Below are 19,197 nucleotides of genomic sequence, written 5' to 3'. Positions count from 1 at the left end.
GCCGCAGCTGCCGCCATCGTGGACCGGCACGGCGGCCGCGTGCCGGATGACCATGCCAGCCTGCTGCAGCTCCCCGGCGTCGGAACCTACACCGCGGCCGCCGTCGCTTCCTTCGCGTTCGGGCTGCCGGAAACCGTGGTGGACACGAACATCCGTCGCGTGCACGCCCGGCTGGTCACCGGAGCCGCGCTGCCCGCGCCGTCGCTGAATGCCGCCGAAATGCGCACGGCGCACCAGCTGATGCCGGTCCACGGCACCAAGGAGTGGAATGCCGGCGTCATGGAACTCGGCGCGCTGATCTGCACGGCGAGGTCGCCGCAGTGCGATGCCTGCCCGGTGCTGGACCGCTGTGCCTGGGTCAGGGCCGGCCGGCCCGAAGCCCACTATGTGCCCAGAGGCCAGGCCTGGGCGGGCACCGACCGGCAGGTGCGCGGGGCCATGATGGCCGTGTTGCGCGAGGCCGAGTCATCGGTTCCGCGCGAGGTCCTGCTCGGCAGCGTTGAACCGGCCGATCTGCCCGCGGCCTACCGGACGCCGCTCGCGGCACTGCGCGCGCTGCCTGCCGGGGACGAACAACTGGGCCGCGCCCTGGACGGGCTGATCGCGGACGGTTTGGCCGTCGCGTCGGGCGGGGGCATCGGCCTGCCCGGGTAGGAAACCGGCTCCTGCGCGCCAGCTGGTGAGAGCGCAGCCTGAGCGGCGGCCCGGCGGGTCCGCTAGTTGTCCCCGCCGCCGGAAGGCTCCTGCCGGCCCCCGGCCATTCCGTCGGCCCGGCCGCCCGGTTCGGCTGCGCCGCCGCTCTGCTCCTGCTGGCCGTCGTCGGCGTCACCGGCCTTGTCCTTGAGGCCGTCCAGCTTGTCTCCCTGCACTTTGGCGGCGCCGTCCTGCTGCTCTGCCTTGCCGCCGCCGGGGACATCTCCCACACCCATGGTCATCCTTACCGTCGCGCCGGCGCGAGGGGCCGGCTGTTCCCTCCCCAACGCCTCCACCCTAGGGGCCCGGGCGGGACGTGTCGACGGGCGGCCGATCAGAGCCTGCGGATCATCCGCGTGTTGCCCAAGGTATTGGGCTTGACCCGGGCCAGGTCGAGGAACTCCGCCACGCCTTCGTCCGTGGAACGCAGCAGCTCGGAATACACCTCGGGGTCCACCACCGACTGGTCGGCCATCACCTCGAACCCGTGCCGGGTGAAAAAGTCCACCTCGAAGGTCAGGCAGAACACGCGGCTAACGCCCAGGTCCTTGGCGGCGGCGATCAGCTCGTCGAGCAGGGCCCGGCCCACTCCCTTGCCGCGCCAGTGTGCGGCGGTGGCCAGCGTGCGCACCTCGGCGATGTCCTCCCACATGACGTGCACCGCCCCGCAGCCCACGATTTCACCCGCCGGGGTCTCCGCGACCCGGAACTCCTGGATGCCTTCGAAGTACGCCACCGCCTCCTTCTCCAGCAGCACCCGCTTGTCGGCCAGCGGCTTGACCAGCCGGCGGATCTGGACGACGTCGGAGGTGCGGGCGGGGCGGATACTGAAGGCGTCGGTCACCCAGTCAGTCTAAAGCCCCAGTTCGGCCGGCAACTCCGTCTGCTGGTCCAGCACGTGGCGGGCGAGGAAGTTGCACACCACCGAATACCAGATCCGGGCATGCTGCGGTGAGAGCACCCAGTGGTTCTCGTCCGGGAAGTACAGGAACCGGTGCGGGGTCTTCCCGTCCGCTCCGGCGGCCAGCTGCGAGCGGGACAACAGTTCGTACCAGAGCCGCAGCCCCTCCCCGATCGGCACCCGGTAGTCCTTGTCCCCGTGCACCACCAGCATGGGTGTGTTGATGTTCTGCACGTGCAGGTGCGGGGAGTTCTCGAGCGCCATCTCCGGCGTCATCTCCCGCTCCCAGTACGGGGAAACGTCCGTCGTCGGCCCGAACTGGTCCAGCGCCCAGAGGCTGGCGTGGGTCACGATGGCCCGGAACCTGTCGGTATGCCCGGCGATCCAGTTGGCCATGTAACCGCCGAAGGAACCGCCCATCGCGGCCGTCCGCGTCCCGTCGATGTCCTCGCGCTGCACGGCGGCGTCGGTGACGGCCATCAGGTCCTCATAGGGCGCCTGCCCCCACTGCCCCCAGCCCCGCCGGATGAAGTCGTCGCCGTAGCCGGTGGACAGGGCCGGGTCCGGCAGCAGGACCGCGTACCCCTGCGCCACCAGCAGCCAGGGGCACCAGCGCCAGCTCCACGCGTTCCACGAGCCGAGCGGACCGCCATGGACCCACAGCACCAGCGGCGCCGGCTGTTGCGCGGACGCATCGGCGGGCAGGGCCAGCCAGGCACGCACGGGGATGTCCGCGCCCCCGGCGGCCACCGTCGTCGTGATCTCTTCCAGCCTCCCGCCCACCTCCGGGCGGGGCGCGGGCGAGGGCAGGACCGTGGCCTCGCCGGAGGACAGGTCGATGCGCACCGGCTCGGGCGGAAACAGGTAGGAGCTGCGCAGCGCGTAGGCGAACTGCCCGTCCGGGCTGACCACGACGTCGGTGTAGGCCGCATCGTCGTGCGTCACCCGCCGCACGGCACCGGTGACGACGTCGATGCAGAACACCGGGGTGCGGCCGCCGTCGTCGGCGGTGACCAGCAGGCCCGAACCGTCGGGCAGCCAGGCTGCGGGGCTGGGCCAGCGGTCCCAGTCGGCAGCCAGCGGCCGCAACTCGCCGCCGGCCAGCGGGAGCAGGCCCAGGGTCACGGAAGGAATGGTCTGCGGCCCGGAGACGGTCTCGCAGACCACCACTACGGTGCGGTTGTCGGGGCTGACCGGGCCCGGTGCATAATCGGTGTCCGGGCTCTCCAGCAGGATCCGCTGCCCGCCGGTGGCCGTGTCCACGGCGGCCAGCACGCTGCGGGCGTCGCCCCGCGCCAGCGCCCGGCGGAGATTGACCACCAGGGTGGCGCCGTCCGGGCTCAGCTCCGCGGCGGTTTCCAGCAAGGCGTTACCCGCCCAGCCGGTGATGTTGCGCAGCCGGCCTTGCGGCTCGTCGTCCACTGTTATGGTTCGGGCCGCCTCCTCCGCATTGTCCTCCAGCACGAAGTGCCGCTTCTGTCCCGGACCCAGATCGTGGTCCCAGAAGCGCACCGGGTACCCGGAATGCAGGACCGCCGAGACCTTCTTGTCCTTCCGCGCGGCACGGCGGTCCGCGTCGTCCTCTTCGTCGACGGCCCCGCCCAACACCTGGGCGTCGACCACCACGGTGTCGGCCTCCCGCGCGCAGCGCACCGCCGCGACCCCGCCCGGCCGGGAGAGCACCACGCGGCCTTCACCCCCGGCGGCCGGCAGGCGCCACAGGGCCGGGACCGGTTCCTTCTCCGAGTCCTCGGGATCCGGGCGCGCGGACGTGAAGTACAGGTCGCCGTTGCGGGCAAAAGCCGCGCCGGACTCGCCCTTGGAGCTCCGCGTAATCCGGCGTGCCGGGCGTTGACCGGCCGGATCGACCTCCCAGAGGGCCGAAACGTAGTCGGTGGAGGCGGGATTCAGCACGCCGACGCAGGTCACCAGGCGGCTGCCGTCCGGGCTGAGGGCTAGGGAGCCGAGCCGCGGCAACGCGATGAAGCGGTCCAGGTCGTGGAACGGGGTGGCGGCACCCTGCTGGAGGGGCAGCTCGGGCCGCATTTCGGAAGTGATTGCTTCAGAACGCATGGAGTAAGTAAACACTACTTGTGTGACGGATCACAGGAAATGGCGGCAATTCGCGGTTTTGCTACGCCGCTGCAGGCCCTGCGACGTGGCGCCCTCCGGTTAACCGGGAGAACCCCGGCCGAAGCCGGGGTTCTCCCTGCGCAGTACGGTGCAGGCTACTGGGAAAGTGCCGGGGTGTCCGGGACTCCCTCGATTGCCTTGGGTGCTCCGGTGCTGCTGAAGACGAACGTCGCCGCGTCGTCTTCGCCCTCGACATCCACGTGGATGGTCTCGCCCGGGTGGAACTCGCCGAAGAGGATCTTCTCGGAGAGCTGGTCCTCGATCTCCCGCTGGATGGTCCGGCGCAGCGGCCGGGCACCCATGGTGGGATCGTAGCCGCGGGTGGCCAGCAGCACCTTGGCCGCGTCGGTCAGGTCGATCTTGAGGCTCTTCTCGGCGAGCCGCTTCCGCAGACGCTCGACGAACAGGTCCACGATCTGGACGATTTCTTCCTCGCTCAGCTGCGGGAAGACCACGGTGTCGTCGACGCGGTTGAGGAACTCGGGCCGGAAGTGCTGCTTGAGCTCATCCTGGACCCGGGCGCGCATCCGCTCGTACCCGGTCTTGGTGTCCGTGCCGGATTGGAAACCGGTCATGACGCCCTTCGAGATGTCGCGGGTGCCAAGGTTGGTGGTCATGATGATCACCGTGTTCTTGAAGTCCACGACGCGTCCCTGGCTGTCCGTCAGGCGGCCGTCCTCGAGGATCTGCAGCAGCGAGTTGAACAGGTCGGCGTGCGCCTTCTCCACCTCGTCGAAGAGCACCACGGAGAACGGGCGACGGCGGACCTTTTCGGTCAGCTGACCGCCTTCTTCGTAGCCCACGTAGCCCGGAGGGGCACCGAACAGCCGCGAGACCGTGTGCTTCTCCGAGTACTCGGACATGTCCAGGGTGATCAGCGCGTCTTCCTCACCGAAGAGGAATTCCGCCAGGGCCTTGGCGAGCTCGGTCTTGCCGACGCCGGTGGGGCCGGCGAAGATGAACGAGCCGGAGGGACGGTTGGGGTCCTTCAGGCCGGCACGGGTACGGCGGATCGCCTGCGAGATGGCCTTGATCGCCTCGTCCTGGCCAATCACGCGCTTGTGCAGCTCGGCCTCCATGTGCATCAGGCGGCTGGACTCTTCCTCGGTCAGCTTGAACACGGGGATGCCGGTGGAGTTGGCCAGCACTTCTGCCACCAGGTCCTCGTCCACTTCGGCGATCTCATCCAGGTCCCCGGACTTCCAGGCGCGTTCCTTTTCGGCCCGCTCGTCCTGCAGCCTGCCTTCCTGGTCCCGCAGTGTCGCGGCGCCCTCGAAGTCCTGGGCGTCGATGGCCGATTCCTTCTGCTTCTTCAGCTCGGCGATGCGCTCGTCGATGTCCTTGAGCTCCGGCGGTGCGGTCATCCGGCGGATGCGCAGCCGCGCCCCGGCCTCGTCGATCAGGTCGATTGCCTTGTCCGGCAGGAAGCGGTCCGAGATGTACCGGTGGGCCAGATGCGCGGCGGCATCCAGGGCGCCGTCGGTGATGGACACGCGGTGGTGCGCCTCGTAGCGGTCCCGCAGTCCCTTGAGGATCAGCACGGCATGCTCCACGGACGGCTCTTCCACCTGGATCGGCTGGAACCGGCGCTCCAGCGCGGCGTCCTTCTCGATGTGCTTGCGGTACTCGTCCAGGGTGGTGGCACCGATGGTCTGCAGTTCGCCGCGCGCCAGCATCGGCTTCAGGATGGAGGCCGCGTCGATCGCGCCCTCGGCGGCACCGGCACCCACCAGGGTGTGGATCTCGTCGATGAACAGGATGATGTCGCCACGGGTCCGGATTTCCTTCAGGACCTTCTTCAGCCGCTCCTCGAAGTCACCGCGGTAGCGTGACCCGGCCACCAGGGACCCCAGGTCCAGAGTGTAGAGCTGCTTGTCCTTGATGGTCTCGGGCACGTCGCCGCGGACAATCGCCTGGGCCAGGCCCTCCACGACGGCTGTCTTGCCGACGCCGGGCTCGCCGATCAACACCGGGTTGTTCTTGGTGCGGCGGGAGAGCACCTGCATGACGCGTTCCATTTCATGCTCGCGCCCGATGACCGGGTCGAGCTTGGATTCACGCGCAGCCTGTGTGAGGTTCCGGCCGAACTGGTCCAGCACCACCGATCCGGCAGGAGTGCCTTCCTGCTGCTGGCCGGCGGTGACCGGCTCCTTGCCCTGGTAGCCGGAGAGCAGCTGGATGACCTGCTGGCGCACGCGGTTGAGGTCGGCGCCCAGCTTGACCAGCACCTGCGTGGCCACGCCTTCGCCTTCGCGGATCAGACCCAGCAGGATGTGCTCGGTGCCGATGTAGTTGTGGCCGAGCTGGAGGGCCTCGCGCAGCGACAGCTCCAAAACCTTCTTGGCGCGCGGCGTGAACGGAATGTGGCCGCTCGGAGCCTGCTGGCCCTGGCCGATGATCTCCTGGACCTGCTCACGAACGCCGTTCAGCGAGACGCCGAGGAACTCCAGTGCTTTGGCGGCAACGCCCTCACCCTCGTGGATCAATCCGAGGAGGATGTGTTCGGTGCCGATGTAGTTGTGGTTGAGCATGCGGGCTTCTTCTTGAGCCAGCACGACAACGCGACGGGCACGGTCGGTAAATCTCTCAAACATCTCGCACACTCCTAGCTACTGCGTACTTTGATGCTACGTGCCCGGATGGCTGTTGTGCGTTCTGTTCGCCCTAGGGGTAATGCCCTCTGCAGGACGGCAAACGGGGCGGACAGTTGCCTGTCCGCCCCGCCGATCGATCTGCCCGTGATGGAACGGGCCGCCCGTTATCCCCCGTGGGCGGCCTTGTAGGCCTCGATGATTTCGGATTGCACACGTCCGCGGTCGCTAACGTTGTAACCGTTCTCCCGTGCCCACGCGCGGATCGCCGAGGCGTCCTGGTTGCGTGTGCTGCCGGCCGGCTTGGCGGCCTTGGAGCCCCGGGCAGGAATCTTCCGGCCGGAAGAAATGTACGGCTTGAGCGCGTCGCGAAGCGCCTCGGCATGCGATGAAGAAAGATCAATTTCGTAGCTGCTGGAATCCAGGCTGAACCGGACCGTTTCATCGGCCGAGCCACCATCCAGATCATCAACCAGAATGATTTTTACTTCTTGCGCCACAGAAGGCTCCTTTGGGTGGGTGTATCTATATGTCCGGCATAATCCGAACCATGCTTATTATGTCCTACACTCCATTTCAAGGCAATACAGCCGGATTCGATCGTCCTGCAATCCGGCATGGATCAGAGCGGATTTGACCGTGTGGGAAATACCGGTATGTCGCGCGCGAATGTGATTAAAGGAAAAACCCCGGACAATTGATGCTTGTCCGGGGCCTTCCCCTATTCCTCGCGGCCTTCGGCCGCGCGCCTTTCGGCTTCGCGCTCGGCCTCGGCCAGCGCTTCGCGTTCTTTCCGGTCGGCGTTGAATATGGCTTTCATCACGAAATAGAACAAAAGCCCGACACCCACCGACGGCGCGAGTACCCACAGATATTCCATGCTCAGCCCAGCTCCGGCTTCAGCAGCGGGAACAGAATCGTTTCGCGGATTCCCACCTGGGTGAAAAGCATCACCAATCGGTCGATGCCCAGTCCGATTCCGCCCATCGGCGGCGCGCCGTATTCGAGGGCACGCAGGAAGTCTTCGTCCAGCTGCATCGCTTCCTCGTCTCCTGCCGCCGCCATTCGCGACTGCTCGGTCAGGCGTTCGCGCTGAATCACCGGATCAATCAGCTCGGAGAAAGCGGTCCCGCGTTCCATTCCGCCAATGATCAGGTCCCAGGCCTCAATCAACTCCGGATTGTCGCGGTGGTTGCGCGCGAGCGGCTGCGCTGCCGGCGGGTAATCGTACACGAAGGTCGGCTGCAGCAGCCTGGGTTCGACGATTTCGCCGAACAGCTCGACGACCACCTTCTGGGTATCCCACTTCGGGTCGATCTTCACGCCGTGCTGCTCGGCTATTTCGCGCAGCTCTTCACCGCCGGTCTGCGGGGTGATTTCCCGACCCACCGCTTCGGACAAACCGGGATAGACGCCCAGCCAGCGCCATTCCCCATTCAGGTCAATGGTGCCCTGCGGGGTTTCAATGACGCGCGTGCCGATGGTGTCGGCCACATTCAGGATCATTTCCTTCATGCGCTCCCCCATGACGAACTGGTCGGCATACGCCTCGTAGCTTTCCAGCGTGGTGAATTCGGGGCTGTGGGTGGAGTCAACGCCTTCATTGCGGAAGATCCGGCCGATCTCAAAGACCCGGTCTATGCCGCCGACCACAGCGCGCTTGAGGTAAAGCTCCGTGGCAATGCGCAGGGTCATGTCCTGGTCAAAGGCGTTCAGGTGGGTCTCGAAGGGACGGGCCGTCGCGCCTCCGTGCACCAGTTGCAGCATGGGGGTCTCCACTTCCACGTAGCCGTGGGAGTGGAGGGTCTCCCGGATGGAGCGGATGACGGCGGCGCGGGTGTAAACCATCTGGCGTGCTTCGTCGCGCACCATGAGGTCCACGTACCGCTGCCGCACGCGGGTCTCTTCACTCAGGCCGGCATGCAGCACGGGCAGCGGACGCAACGCCTTGGAGGCCATCTGCCAGGTATCGGCCATCACGGACAGTTCGCCGCGCTTGGAGCTGATGACTTCGCCGCGGATGAACACGTGGTCGCCCAGGTCCACGAGGGCCTTCCAGTCCGCGAGCGCTTCCTCGCCGATGTTCGCCAGGCTCAACATTGCCTGCAGGCGGACCCCGCTGCCTTCCTGCAGGGTCGCGAAGCAGAGTTTGCCGGTGTTGCGAATGAAGACCACGCGCCCGGACACGCCCACGACGTCGCCGGTGGTCTCGTCTGCCTCGAGGTGGCCGTACTTTTCGCGCACCTCGGCCAGCGTATGGGTCCGGTCCACGCCCACCGGGTACGCCTCGGCCCCGCGCTCCAGGAGTTTGGCGCGCTTGGCCATGCGCACGTGCATCTGCTCGGAGGCGTCGGCAGCCTCGGCTGCGGGATGTGGGGTGGGGGAATTATCGCGGGTCACGGTAGTTAAGGGTACCGGTACCGGGGCCGGGCCAGCCAAACGTCCCTGGCCTTCGTCCGTGGGCGTCAGTAGCCGAGCTGCGCGTTGTCGATCAGCCGAACCGGGCCGACCTGCGCGGCGACCAGCACCAGGGCCTCGCCGGTGAACGGGGTTTCCCTGCAGTTGAAGGCCAGCGGCTCGAGCGTGCGGGGATCCACCACGTCCAGGTAGTCCAGCCGGACGAGCGGCACCGACTCGATCATGGCCAGTGCGCCGTCCACGTCCAGCGGTTCGTGCCGGTCGGCCTGTCCGCGGAGGTACGCCAGGCTGCGGGAAAGCACCAGCGCCGCTTCCCGCTCGGCGTCGTTCAGGAAACGGTTGCGGCTGGAGAGTGCGAGCCCGTCGTCGTCGCGCACCGTGGGCACACCCACAATGTCCACCGGAAAGTTCAGGTCGGCCACCATCCGCTTCACCAGCACGAGCTGCTGCGCGTCCTTCTGGCCGAAGTAGGCGCGGTAGCCGGCCGCGCCGGCCGCCGCGGGCAGCCCGTAATGGAGCAGCTTGGCCACCACGGTGAGGGCGCCGTCGAAGTGGCCGGGGCGGGAGGCGCCCTCGAACTTCGCGCCCAGCGCGCCGGCGTCGATCCTGACCAGCGGCTCGCCGTCCGGGTAGACCTCTTCGACTGCGGGGGCGAACACCACGTCCGCCCCGCACGCCGCCAGCAGGTCCAGGTCGGCTTCCAGCGTGCGGGGGTAGCGGTCCAGGTCCTGCTGCTCGCCGAATTGCAGCGGATTCACGAACACGGAAACCACGACGACGTCGCACGCCTGCCGCGCGGCACGCACCAGCGCTGCGTGGCCTGCATGCAGCGCTCCCATGGTCGGGACCAGTCCCAGCGAAGGCCGCCCGGCGGCCCCCGCTGCCGCCAGCAGGCCGGCCGTGGCGTCCTTCAATTCGCTGCGGGTTTTCACCAGGCGGGGGCGGGTCGTCACGCGTTCTCCTCCGGACGGGACTGGGCAAGGATGTCCAGGATTTCGGTTGCGCGGGCCTCTTTCAGCAGGCCGCGCTGCAGGGCCCGCTGGGCCGTTGCCCGGGCCAGTTCCTCGTAGGCCAGCCGGATGTCGGTGCCGCCCGAATCCACCTCGCGGCGCAGCAGCGCCTCGTGGTGGCTGCGGACGGTGCCGGCGTCGCCGCGGGCCACGGGCCCGGTCAGGGCCGCTTCCCCGGAGGCCAGCGCGTTCTCCAGGGATGCCCGCATCAGCCCGCTGAGCACCCGGTCCGGCTGCTCCACGCCAACCTCGGCCAGCAGTTGCGCCGACTGGGCCGCGATGGTCACCAGGTGGTTCGAGGCGTGCGCCAGGGCGGCGTGGTAGAGCGTGCGGTCCTTCTCGGCGATGACCACCGGTTCGCCGCCCATCTCCACGACCAGCGCCTGGGCGATCGGCAGCACCGTGGCCTCGGCCGTCACCCCGAAGCTGCAGTCATTCAGCCGGGCGAGGTCCAGGCTCATGCCCGTGAAGGTCATGGCCGGGTGGATGGCCAGCGGGATGGCGCCCTTGGCCCGGGCCGGCGCCAGCACCGCGGTGCCGTAGCGCCCGGAGGTATGCACCACGAGCTGGCCCGGCTGCCAAACCCCGGCCGCGGCCAAGCCGTCCACCAGTTCCGGCAGGGCGTCGTCCGGTACCGCCAACAGCACCAGTTCGGCCCGTTCCACGATCTCGGGGATCTGCAGCACCGGAACGCCGGGCAGCAGGTTTTCGGCTCGTTCCCGACTGTCCTCAGACACCGCTGACACCCCGACGACGGCGTGCCCCACGCCGCGCAGCGCGGCACCGAGGACGGCGCCGACCTTGCCGGCGCCGATGACTCCGATGCCCAGCCGTCCGGGCCTACTCCTGCCCACCATCGCGGCCCTCCTTGTTCCCTTGTGGTTCGTCCTGCTGCGCCGGTTCGTCCTGCTGCGCCGGCCCGCGGATGCCGCCCGGGGGCCCCTCCGCCGCGTCGGGGACGGGATCGGATCCGGCCCCCCGGGCTTCCAGCCAGCGTTCCGGGACGCTGCGGCGCCGGGCCGCGGCGGCCCGGACCGACTGCTCGTCGAAGAGCCGGCGGGCGGTGTCGGCGTCGACCTGGTAGATCACCGGCGTGACCGGTCCGGCGGTCGTGTGCAGGCGCAGGTCCGCCACGCGCAGGCGGCGGGCCAGCGGGCCCTGGTGCAGCGCGATGGACTGGGTCCGCTCGTGCGGCACCACCGAGAGGCTGCGCCAGAGCCGGCCGCTGCGGGCCAGCAAGGCGGTCCCGGTGACGGCGAAGCCGTTGCGCCGCCAGGTCAGCCAGGACAGCCACCGCACCCGCCGCGGCGAGGTGACGAATCCGCCGTCGGAGGCGCCGGCGTCGTCCTGGTCCTTGGCCGCTATCCCGTCCAGGCCCGCCCCGAAGACGGTGAACGGATCCTCGGTGCCAGGGTCCGGGAGCACCAGCGCCAGCATCTGCATGACTTCCTGCTGCGTGCCCACCGGCAGCAACGTGGTGCGGGCGCCCGCGTTCTCCGCGCTGAGGCCGTAGCCGGCCACGTTCACCCGCATCCGGTACCAGCCCTTGAGGCGCCACAGCGGCGACTGCATGATCTCCACGGCCTGCACGCGCCCCGGCGGGACGGTCTGCGCCCGGGTCTCCAGCAGGCCGTAGCGGAGCCGGATGCCGTCCGGGGAGATGGCGGCGCGGAAGTTGTAGCCGGTGCTGAAGGTGGACCAGTAGCCGGCCACCACGCCGAACGCCGCGGGGACCAAAAAGGCCGGGCCGAACGCGGCACCGAACACAAAGGTCGAGAGCCCGGCCGCGATCAGCATGATGAGCAGGAACAGCGTGGTTCCGGACAGCAACACCGCGCCGAGGATCCGGCCGCCCGGGATGGCCAGGATCTGCTGTTCGGGGGCTTCGGCCACCGCTTCCTGCGGATGCGCGGGATCGCTGCCCAGGCCGGCGGCCCGGGCCAGGATGGTGGCGCGCAGCTGCTGCGCCGAGGCCAGCGGAAGGTAGGCCAGCCGCACGGCCGATTCGCCGGCGTCGGCCACTTCGAATTTGAGTTCGGCCAGGCCGAAGATCCGTGCCAGCAGCGGCTGGATGACGTCGATCGCCTGCACCCGGTCCAGCCGCGCCTGGCGGTGCTGGCGGAACAGGACGCCGGAGTTCACCCGGACATGGTCGTCGGTGACCTGATACCGGGTGAACCACCAGGAGAGGAAGAATCCGCCCACCAGCAGCACGGCGACCACGGCCATGACCAGCACGGTCCAGACGGCGCGGCCCCCGCTCAGGCCCCAGAACTCGTCGCCGCGGAACATCGCCTCGAACCAGTCCCGGCCGAAGAAGTAGGCGATCGCCGCGAGCGCCAGCCAGCCGCGGACCAGCGGCGAGACGGGGTGCACGCGGTGCCAGGTGCCGGTGGCGTCCGGCGTCAGGGGCACCCCTTGGGAGGCCGGCACTACTTCGCCGGGCGCGTCCGGCCCCTGCCCGGGCAGCGGGGCCTGCCCGTTGCTGCCGGGAACGGTCATAGCCCGGCCAGCCTTGCCTGCCCGCGGTCGGAGAGTTGTTCGCGCAGCCGGGCTCCTTCTGCCGCCGGCACCCCCGGAATGCCGGCGTTGGTCTGCGGGCTGGCGGTGTGCAGCTTCACCGAGCACAGGCCGAAGGCCCGCTCCAGCGGCCCCACGCCGACATCCACGTACTGCATCCGGCCGTAGGGAACCACCATGACGCGCTGGAAAAACAGTCCGCGCCGGATCAGCAGGTCCTCGTCGCGTTCGGCATATCCGATGGCCCTGACCTGGCGCGGGATCAGGAGCCCGGCCCAGACGCAGAGCGCGAGCGTGCCCAGGCTCAGCAGCCAGCCGAGCCACGCCGGGAAGCCGGGCCAGAGGCCGGTCAGCGCCAGGACGAGCGGGGCGGACAGCAGGGCGACGGCGACCACCGTGAAAATGGCCCAGCCGACCAGTCGCACGGTGACGTACTTGGGCGAGACCCGGATCCAGCTGATGCCGGCCGGATCGATCGCTTCGCTAGGCATACTCCCCCTCGCCCTGGGCCTCGGTACCGTTGTCCTGGGCCGCTTCGGTGTCCTCGGGCGGAAGCTTGCAGAAACGCTCCACCACCAGCCCGATCACCACCATGACCAGGCCACCGCCCATCATAGCCAGCACGGCCGGCAGCGCCCCGAGGCCGGGCCGGTACAGCAGCAGCATGAGCTGGTCCACCATGATGCCGCTGTGCCAGCCGAAGATCAGCGACCCGGCATAGGCGCAGGCCTGGGCCAGCACGAGCGTGCGGGCCGCGAGTACCGGATTCAGCTCCTTGTCCCGGTTGCCGTTGCGCCAGCGGCGCACCTTGAGGCCGAGCACCAGGGTGAAGACGGCGATGGCGGCCATCGTGGCCAGCGAGGAGAGGTGCAGGACGGGCACCGGCAGCCCGCCGCGCCCGGCGAGCAGGTTGCCCAGCCAGCCCAGCACTGCGGTGACGACGGCGATGGTCGCCAGAGCGCGGTATCTGATGGTCCTCACGAAGCCCCCACCCCGCCGGACACTATTGACCGGCTTCGAACGGCTCGGATTCGTAGGGTTCCACGCCGTCCAGGTCGCCGGCCGCCTGGGCCAGTTCGCCGACCGGGACGCCGTTGAGCGTGGCGTTCGAGTCCATCCAGGCCCAGGGCGCCAGCACGAAGGCGCGTTCGTGCGCGCGCGGGTGCGGGATGACCAGGTCCTCGTCGTTGAGCGTGAGGTCGCCGTAGGTGATGATGTCCACGTCCAGCGTCCGCGGCCCCCACCGCACGTCGCGGGTGCGGTGGTGCTTGTTTTCCACGGCCTGGCAATGGGCCAGCAACTGGTGCGGGTCCAGGTCGGTCTCCACCTCGAGCACCATGTTCAGGTAGTCCGGCTGGTCCTCGGGGCCGCCGACCGGCTTCGTCTGCACCACGGCCGAGACTTCGCGCAGGCGCACGTGGGGGGTGTCCACCAGGTCCGCCACCGCGTGCGAGAGGGTGTCGCTGCGTGCGCCGAGGTTGCTGCCCAGCGCCAGGACCGCGCGGACGCTCATGGCTGCTCCCGGTAGATGCTGACCGTGACGTCGGAAAACTCCACCTGGATGGGCGCCTGCGGCTTGTGCACCGTGACCTCGACCGCCGCCACGGCGAACGTGCGCAGCACGTGGTCGGCTATACGTTCGGCCAGGGTTTCGATCAGCTGCAGGGCCTCGCCGGCGATGATCGCGTCCACCTGGTCGGCGAGCTCGGCGTAGTTTGCGGTCTTCGCCAGGTCGTCGTCGGCCGCGGCGGCCCGGATGTCGGTGTGCAGGGTGACGTCGACGATGAACGGCTGGCCGTCGCGGCGCTCATGCTCCAGCACGCCGTGGTAGCCCGTGGCCCTGATGCCGGAAACCTTGATGAGGTCCGGCCGTGCCGGAGGTGCTGGCGTCACGTCCGGGCCTACTTGGTCCAGGCGGCGGCGACTTTGACCGCGTCCAGCGAGGCGCCGGCGTCGTGCACGCGCACGCCCCAGGCGCCGTTGGCGGCGGCCAGCGCGGAGACCGCCAGCGTGGCCTCGTCGCGTTCCTTGGGTGCGGCGGCCTTGCCGGCGGTGGTCAGCAGGGAACCGAGGAACCGCTTGCGGGATGCGCCGACCAGCACCTTGTGCCCCAGTTCCGCGATCCGGTCCGTGGCGCGCAGCAGCTCCCAGTTGTGGTCGGCGTTCTTGGAGAAGCCCAGTCCCGGATCCAGGATGATCTGCTCCGGCGCCACGCCGGCGGCGACGAACTTGTCCCGCAGCTCGGTCAGCTCCGCGAGGACCTCGGCCACCACGTCCTGGTAGTCCGCCTTGGGGTCGACCTCCCGGGCGTCCCCGCGCCGGTGCATCAGGATGTAGGGGACCTTCCGCTCGGCCACCAGGGCGGGCATGTGCGGGTCGTGGGTCATGCCGGAGACGTCGTTGACGATGGCCGCCCCGGCGTCCAGTGCCTTGGCCGCCGTGTCCACGTGCATGGTGTCCACGCTGATCAGGGCGCCGGCCTTGACCAGTGCCTCGATGACGGGGAGGATGCGCTTCTGCTCTTCCTCGGGGGTGATCGAGTCGGCGTTGGGGCGGGTGGATTCACCGCCGACATCGATGATGTCGGCGCCGCCGTACAGCAGCTTCAGCCCGTAGGCGATCGCCGCTTCCTTGTTGGCGTGGTCGCCGCCGTCGCTGAACGAGTCCGGGGTGACGTTCAGGATGGCCATGACGACGGCACGGTCGTTGGGCAGGTCCGCGAACTTCTTCGGCTCGCGCGCCTTGCGCAGCACGGGCAGCGGCGACGTGGCGGGCCCGGTTCCGGGGACTGCGGCGAGTGAATCCATCTATCTGTACCGTCTCTTCTCTTCGCTATCGTCCGATAATCAGGCTCATGGCCTCGGCTCGGGTGGCCTGCTCGCGCAATTGGCCGCGCACGGCCGAGGTGACTGTCTTCGCCCCCGGCTTGCGGACCCCGCGCATGGACATGCACATGTGTTCGCATTCGACGACGACGATCGCGCCCTTGGGCTCCAGGTACTTGACCATGGCCTCGACGATCTGCGTGGTGAGGCGTTCCTGCACCTGCGGGCGCCGGGCGTAGATTTCCACCAGGCGGGCGAGCTTGCTCAACCCGGTCACTTTACCGTCATGGGACGGAATGTAGCCAATGTGGGCGGTGCCGTGGAACGGGACCAGATGGTGCTCGCAGGTCGAATAGAACGGAATGTCCTTGACCAGCACCATTTCCTCGTGGTTGATGTCGAACGTGGTGCCGAGGATGTCCGCCGGGTCCTGATGCAGGCCGGCAAACACCTCCGCGTACGAACGGGCGACCCGCTGCGGGGTGTCCCGCAGGCCTTCGCGGTCGGGATCTTCGCCGACGGCGATGAGGATTTCGCGCACCGCCTTCTCGATCCTGGGCAGGTCGATCAGCGGGTCGAAATCCAGCTCTGCGACAACGTCATCGTATTCGGTCACGTATGTGATCCTAGCTGCTGGCGCCGGGTACGCCGCTTCGGCCGTCATCCCCGGGAAGGTCCCCGCCGGCCGGATTCGGGTCCACGATCACGGCCGCGTGGCTTCCTTCCTGCTGCTGGCCGTTGGCGGCCGCTTCCCGCTCCCGGCGGGAAACCACCGGCGGGATGTTGTGTACCGGCCGGGTTTCCTTGGACAGCCACACGTCCCGCAGCTCGCGGCGGCGCAGGTCGTGGAAGATCTCGGCGATCTCACGCTGGTTCAGCGTCTCGCGTTCCAACAGGGCCAGGGCCAGCCGGTCCAGCACGTCGCGGTTCTCGGTCAGGATCGCGTAGGCCTCGTCGTGGGCGTCGTCGATGAGCCGGCGCACTTCTTCATCCACCACGAAGGCGACGTGGTCGGAGTAGTTGCGTTCGTGCGACATGTCGCGGCCCAGGAACGGTTCGCCGCCGCCCTGGCCCAGCTTCACGGCACCCACGCGTTCGCTCATGCCGTACTGGGTGACCATCTGGCGGGCGGTGCTGGTGGCCTTCTCGATGTCGTTAGACGCGCCGGTGGACGGATCGTGGAAGACGATCTCCTCGGCCACGCGGCCGCCCATGGCGTAGGCGAGCTGGTCCAGCAGTTCGTTGCGGGTCACGGAGTACTTGTCGTCCTCCGGCACCACCATGGTGTAGCCCAGGGCGCGGCCGCGGGGCAGGATGGTGACCTTGGTGACCGGCGCGGAGTAGCGCAGCGCGGCCGCGACCAGGGCGTGTCCGCCTTCGTGGTAGGCGGTGATCTTGCGCTCGTGCTCCTTCATGACGCGGGAGCGCTTTTGCGGCCCGGCCATGACACGGTCGATCGCTTCGTCGAGCGCCCGGTCGTCGATCAGCTGGGCGTTGGACCGGGCGGTCAGCAGTGCGGCTTCGTTGAGCACGTTGGCCAGGTCGGCGCCGGTGAATCCGGGCGCACGCTTGGCCAGGGAACGCAGGTCCACGCCCGGGGCCATGGGCTTGCCGGCGGCGTGCACCTGCAGGATCTGGTGGCGGCCTTCCAGGTCGGGGGCCTCGACGGCGATCTGCCGGTCGAACCGGCCCGGGCGCAGCAACGCCGGGTCCAGCACGTCGGGACGGTTGGTGGCGGCGATCAGGATGACGTTGGTCTTGACGTCGAAGCCGTCCATCTCGACCAGCAGCTGGTTCAGCGTCTGTTCGCGCTCGTCGTTGCCGCCGCCCACGCCGGCGCCGCGGTGCCGGCCGACCGCGTCGATTTCGTCCACGAAGATGATGGCCGGCGAATTGGTCTTGGCCTGTTCGAACAGGTCGCGGACGCGGGAGGCGCCGACGCCTACGAACATTTCCACGAAGTCGGAGCCGGAGATCGAGAAGAAGGGGACGCCGGCTTCGCCGGCAACGGCCCGGGCCAACAGGGTCTTGCCGGTACCGGGCGGACCGTAGAGCAGCACGCCCTTGGGGATCTTCGCCCCGACGGCCTGGAATTTGGCAGGTTCGGAGAGGAACTCCTTGATCTCGTGCAGTTCCTCCACGGCCTCGTCCACGCCCGCGACGTCGGCGAAGGTCACCTGCGGCATGTCCTTGGTGATCATCTTCGCCTTGGACTTGCCGAACTGCATGACCTTGGAACCGCCGCCCTGCATGCGCGAGAGCAGGAACCAGAAGATCAGGCCGATGATCAGGATGGGCAGGATCAGGCTGATGAAGCTCATGAACCAGTTGTTCTCCACCGGCTGGTCGGTGAAGGTGTCCACGTCGGAGGCGTTGATCGCGTCCACGATGTCGGGACCGCGGTCGCGGCTGTAGAAGAAGGTGATCGACTTGCCCTTGTTGGCGTCGTCGATGACCAGGTCTTCGCGCAACGTCAGGTCGACGCTCTGGGCGCCGTCGTTCATCCGGGCCTGTTCCGCCTTGTTGTCCCGCAGCAGTTCAAGTCCCACACTGGTGTCGACCCGTGAAGACTGCGGACCGGCTAAATTGGGCACGGCGATCAGGAGGATGACCAGGACCAGGACAATCCAGATGATCGGTCCCTTGAAAAGGTTCTTCAATTTCATGCGACTTGGGGGCTTGCGCCCGTCCCTCCTGCTTGTCCGCGCGTGATGGCAGCACTTCGGCTACTACAGCTATACACTGTCCGTCTTCCTTCACGCTCAAGGGAGGGCATTAGTTCCCTCTGGGCGTAGCCTAGCCTGCGGCGGACGGTGCGGCGGTTATTCGTAGATGTGCGGTGCCAGGGTGCCGATGAAGTCCAGGTTGCGGTAGCGCTCGGCGTAGTCCAGCCCGTAGCCCACCACGAACTCGTTCGGGATCTCGTAGCCGACGTACTTGACGTCGATTTCCACCTTGGCGGCGTCGGGCTTGCGCAGCAGGGTGCAGATTTCCACGCTGGCCGGACCGCGGGAAATCAGGTTGGTCTTCAGCCAGGACAGGGTGAGGCCGGAGTCGATGATGTCCTCCACGATGAGCACGTGCTTGCCCATCAAGTCCGTCTCGAGGTCCTTCAGGATCCGCACGACGCCGGAGGACTGGGTGCCGGAGCCGTAGGAGGAGACGGCCATCCAGTCCATCTTGACGTGGCTGTGCAGTGCCCGGGCCAGGTCCGCCATGACCATCACCGCGCCCTTGAGGACGCCGACGATCAGCAGGTCGCGCCCTTCATAGTCCCTGTCGATTTCGGCAGCCAGCTCGGCGACGCGCTGCTGGATCTGCTCCTTGGTGTAGAGGACGTGCTTGAGGTCTGCCTGGACGTCGTTGGAATCCACCACATGCTCCCGGGTCTAGCGGTCTGTCTGGCCGGGGCTGCGGCCAGTTGTTCTCAACACAAGATTGCCATAGCCTGTGCCATCTTGGTGAACCGCGTTGGCAGCAGTCCGGCGGTAGACGCTGACGAATCCGGCCAACTGCACCGGGCCGGCCGAGCCTTGGCGGCGCAGCAGCGATTCGGCCGCCTGCAGCCGTTCGTAGCTGGGGTTTTCGCCGCCCAGTTCGGCGGCGGCCAGGGCGATCACGCGGTGCTTCATGGCGGCCGGGAGTTGTTCCATGCCTTCCCGCGGCAGCTCCAGCCCGTCCGGTGTGGCCACCCGCAGCCGGCGGTATTCCTCGGCCGCCCGTGCCTGCAGGTAGTCGGCGTCGGCGGCCAGGATCTGTGCCGACCGCCACAGCGCCTGGGCGACGCCGGGACCCATCTCGTCCTCCAGGAACGGCATCACCCGCATGCGGATCCGGGAGCGCATGTACTGCGGATCACTGTTGGCGGGGTCGTGCCAGGGCTGCAGCCCGGCGACCGCGCACACCTCCTCGGTGTCTTCCCGGCGCAGCGATAGGAACGGACGCAGGTACCGGCCCCGCTTCACCGGCATGCCGGCCAACGACCGTGTGCCCGAACCGCGGCCCAGGCCCAGCAGCACCTGCTCGGCCTGGTCGTCCAGGGTGTGCCCCAGCAGCACCGCCGCGGCCCCGAGTTCCGCCGCGGCGGCATCCAGCGCCGCGTAGCG

Annotated in this window: 20 protein-coding genes; 1 reads left to right on the top strand and 19 read right to left on the bottom strand. The window is 68.4% G+C overall.

What is annotated here, in order from left to right:
• Positions 1 to 654: HhH-GPD family protein (locus tag AC5RV2_RS06845; protein ID WP_494091734.1), on the top strand; the 654-nt coding region annotated here is incomplete at its 5' end.
• A 62-nt stretch (positions 655 to 716) separates the two neighbouring features.
• Here the strand turns inward: AC5RV2_RS06845 and AC5RV2_RS06840 are convergent.
• The 19 genes from AC5RV2_RS06840 to AC5RV2_RS06750 form a co-directional block, all read right to left on the bottom strand.
• Positions 717 to 929: a hypothetical protein gene (locus AC5RV2_RS06840; RefSeq protein WP_494091733.1), complete on the bottom strand. Its 213-nt coding sequence runs from the start codon at positions 927 to 929 to the stop codon at positions 717 to 719.
• 98 nt (positions 930 to 1,027) lie between these two features.
• On the bottom strand, positions 1,028 to 1,537 hold the full coding sequence (locus tag AC5RV2_RS06835; protein ID WP_493978321.1) for an amino-acid N-acetyltransferase: 510 nt from the start codon (positions 1,535 to 1,537) through the stop codon (positions 1,028 to 1,030).
• 9 nt (positions 1,538 to 1,546) lie between these two features.
• Positions 1,547 to 3,667, bottom strand: coding sequence for a S9 family peptidase (locus AC5RV2_RS06830; RefSeq protein ID WP_494091732.1), 2,121 nt, complete (start codon positions 3,665 to 3,667; stop codon positions 1,547 to 1,549).
• 155 nt (positions 3,668 to 3,822) lie between these two features.
• A complete protein-coding gene (locus AC5RV2_RS06825) occupies positions 3,823 to 6,321 on the bottom strand; it encodes an ATP-dependent Clp protease ATP-binding subunit (RefSeq protein WP_493978320.1) in 2,499 nt (832 codons plus the stop codon).
• A 164-nt stretch (positions 6,322 to 6,485) separates the two neighbouring features.
• A complete protein-coding gene (locus AC5RV2_RS06820; protein ID WP_494091731.1) occupies positions 6,486 to 6,818 on the bottom strand; it encodes a histone-like nucleoid-structuring protein Lsr2 in 333 nt (110 codons plus the stop codon).
• 221 nt (positions 6,819 to 7,039) lie between these two features.
• On the bottom strand, positions 7,040 to 7,198 hold the full coding sequence (locus AC5RV2_RS06815) for a hypothetical protein (protein WP_494065448.1): 159 nt from the start codon (positions 7,196 to 7,198) through the stop codon (positions 7,040 to 7,042).
• Positions 7,199 to 7,200: 2 nt separating this feature from the next.
• Positions 7,201 to 8,718 carry a lysine--tRNA ligase gene (gene lysS, locus AC5RV2_RS06810; RefSeq protein WP_494091730.1) on the bottom strand — a complete coding sequence of 506 codons (1,518 nt, stop codon included), beginning with the start codon at positions 8,716 to 8,718 and terminating at the stop codon, positions 7,201 to 7,203.
• A gap of 65 nt (positions 8,719 to 8,783) precedes the next feature.
• On the bottom strand, positions 8,784 to 9,689 hold the full coding sequence (panC, locus tag AC5RV2_RS06805) for a pantoate--beta-alanine ligase (protein ID WP_494065447.1): 906 nt from the start codon (positions 9,687 to 9,689) through the stop codon (positions 8,784 to 8,786).
• Complete coding sequence (locus tag AC5RV2_RS06800) at positions 9,686 to 10,603, bottom strand: Rossmann-like and DUF2520 domain-containing protein (RefSeq protein WP_494065446.1); 918 nt, start codon at positions 10,601 to 10,603, stop codon at positions 9,686 to 9,688. The genes panC and AC5RV2_RS06800 overlap by 4 nt, the downstream gene beginning before the upstream one ends.
• The gene (locus AC5RV2_RS06795; RefSeq protein ID WP_494091729.1) at positions 10,587 to 12,248 is read right to left on the bottom strand and encodes a PH domain-containing protein; all 1,662 of its coding nucleotides are present in this window, start codon (positions 12,246 to 12,248) and stop codon (positions 10,587 to 10,589) included. Before AC5RV2_RS06795 ends, AC5RV2_RS06800 begins: the two co-directional genes overlap by 17 nt.
• Positions 12,245 to 12,757, bottom strand: a complete 513-nt coding sequence (locus tag AC5RV2_RS06790) for a PH domain-containing protein (RefSeq protein WP_494091728.1) — start codon at positions 12,755 to 12,757, stop codon at positions 12,245 to 12,247. The genes AC5RV2_RS06795 and AC5RV2_RS06790 overlap by 4 nt, the downstream gene beginning before the upstream one ends.
• A complete protein-coding gene (locus AC5RV2_RS06785; RefSeq protein ID WP_494065443.1) occupies positions 12,750 to 13,247 on the bottom strand; it encodes a DUF3180 domain-containing protein in 498 nt (165 codons plus the stop codon). Before AC5RV2_RS06785 ends, AC5RV2_RS06790 begins: the two co-directional genes overlap by 8 nt.
• A gap of 22 nt (positions 13,248 to 13,269) precedes the next feature.
• Positions 13,270 to 13,779: a 2-amino-4-hydroxy-6-hydroxymethyldihydropteridine diphosphokinase gene (gene folK / locus AC5RV2_RS06780; protein ID WP_494065442.1), complete on the bottom strand. Its 510-nt coding sequence runs from the start codon at positions 13,777 to 13,779 to the stop codon at positions 13,270 to 13,272.
• Positions 13,776 to 14,159: a dihydroneopterin aldolase gene (gene folB, locus AC5RV2_RS06775; RefSeq protein ID WP_494091727.1), complete on the bottom strand. Its 384-nt coding sequence runs from the start codon at positions 14,157 to 14,159 to the stop codon at positions 13,776 to 13,778. The genes folK and folB overlap by 4 nt, the downstream gene beginning before the upstream one ends.
• A gap of 8 nt (positions 14,160 to 14,167) precedes the next feature.
• Complete coding sequence (gene folP, locus AC5RV2_RS06770) at positions 14,168 to 15,073, bottom strand: dihydropteroate synthase (RefSeq protein WP_494091726.1); 906 nt, start codon at positions 15,071 to 15,073, stop codon at positions 14,168 to 14,170.
• Between the two features lie 25 nt (positions 15,074 to 15,098).
• Positions 15,099 to 15,659 carry a GTP cyclohydrolase I FolE gene (gene folE, locus AC5RV2_RS06765; protein ID WP_494065521.1) on the bottom strand — a complete coding sequence of 187 codons (561 nt, stop codon included), beginning with the start codon at positions 15,657 to 15,659 and terminating at the stop codon, positions 15,099 to 15,101.
• Between the two features lie 58 nt (positions 15,660 to 15,717).
• Positions 15,718 to 17,757, bottom strand: a complete 2,040-nt coding sequence (ftsH, locus tag AC5RV2_RS06760) for an ATP-dependent zinc metalloprotease FtsH (protein ID WP_494065439.1) — start codon at positions 17,755 to 17,757, stop codon at positions 15,718 to 15,720.
• Between the two features lie 156 nt (positions 17,758 to 17,913).
• A complete protein-coding gene (gene hpt / locus AC5RV2_RS06755; RefSeq protein WP_494001927.1) occupies positions 17,914 to 18,465 on the bottom strand; it encodes a hypoxanthine phosphoribosyltransferase in 552 nt (183 codons plus the stop codon).
• A gap of 15 nt (positions 18,466 to 18,480) precedes the next feature.
• Positions 18,481 to 19,197 (bottom strand): tRNA lysidine(34) synthetase (locus tag AC5RV2_RS06750; RefSeq protein ID WP_494091725.1); only part of this gene is annotated, 717 nt, incomplete at its 5' end.

The sequence above is a fragment of the Arthrobacter sp. Y3225116 genome (genome assembly GCF_059091245.1).
Note: the sequence above shows the minus strand (reverse complement) of the source record. Positions and strands in the feature narration are given on the sequence as shown.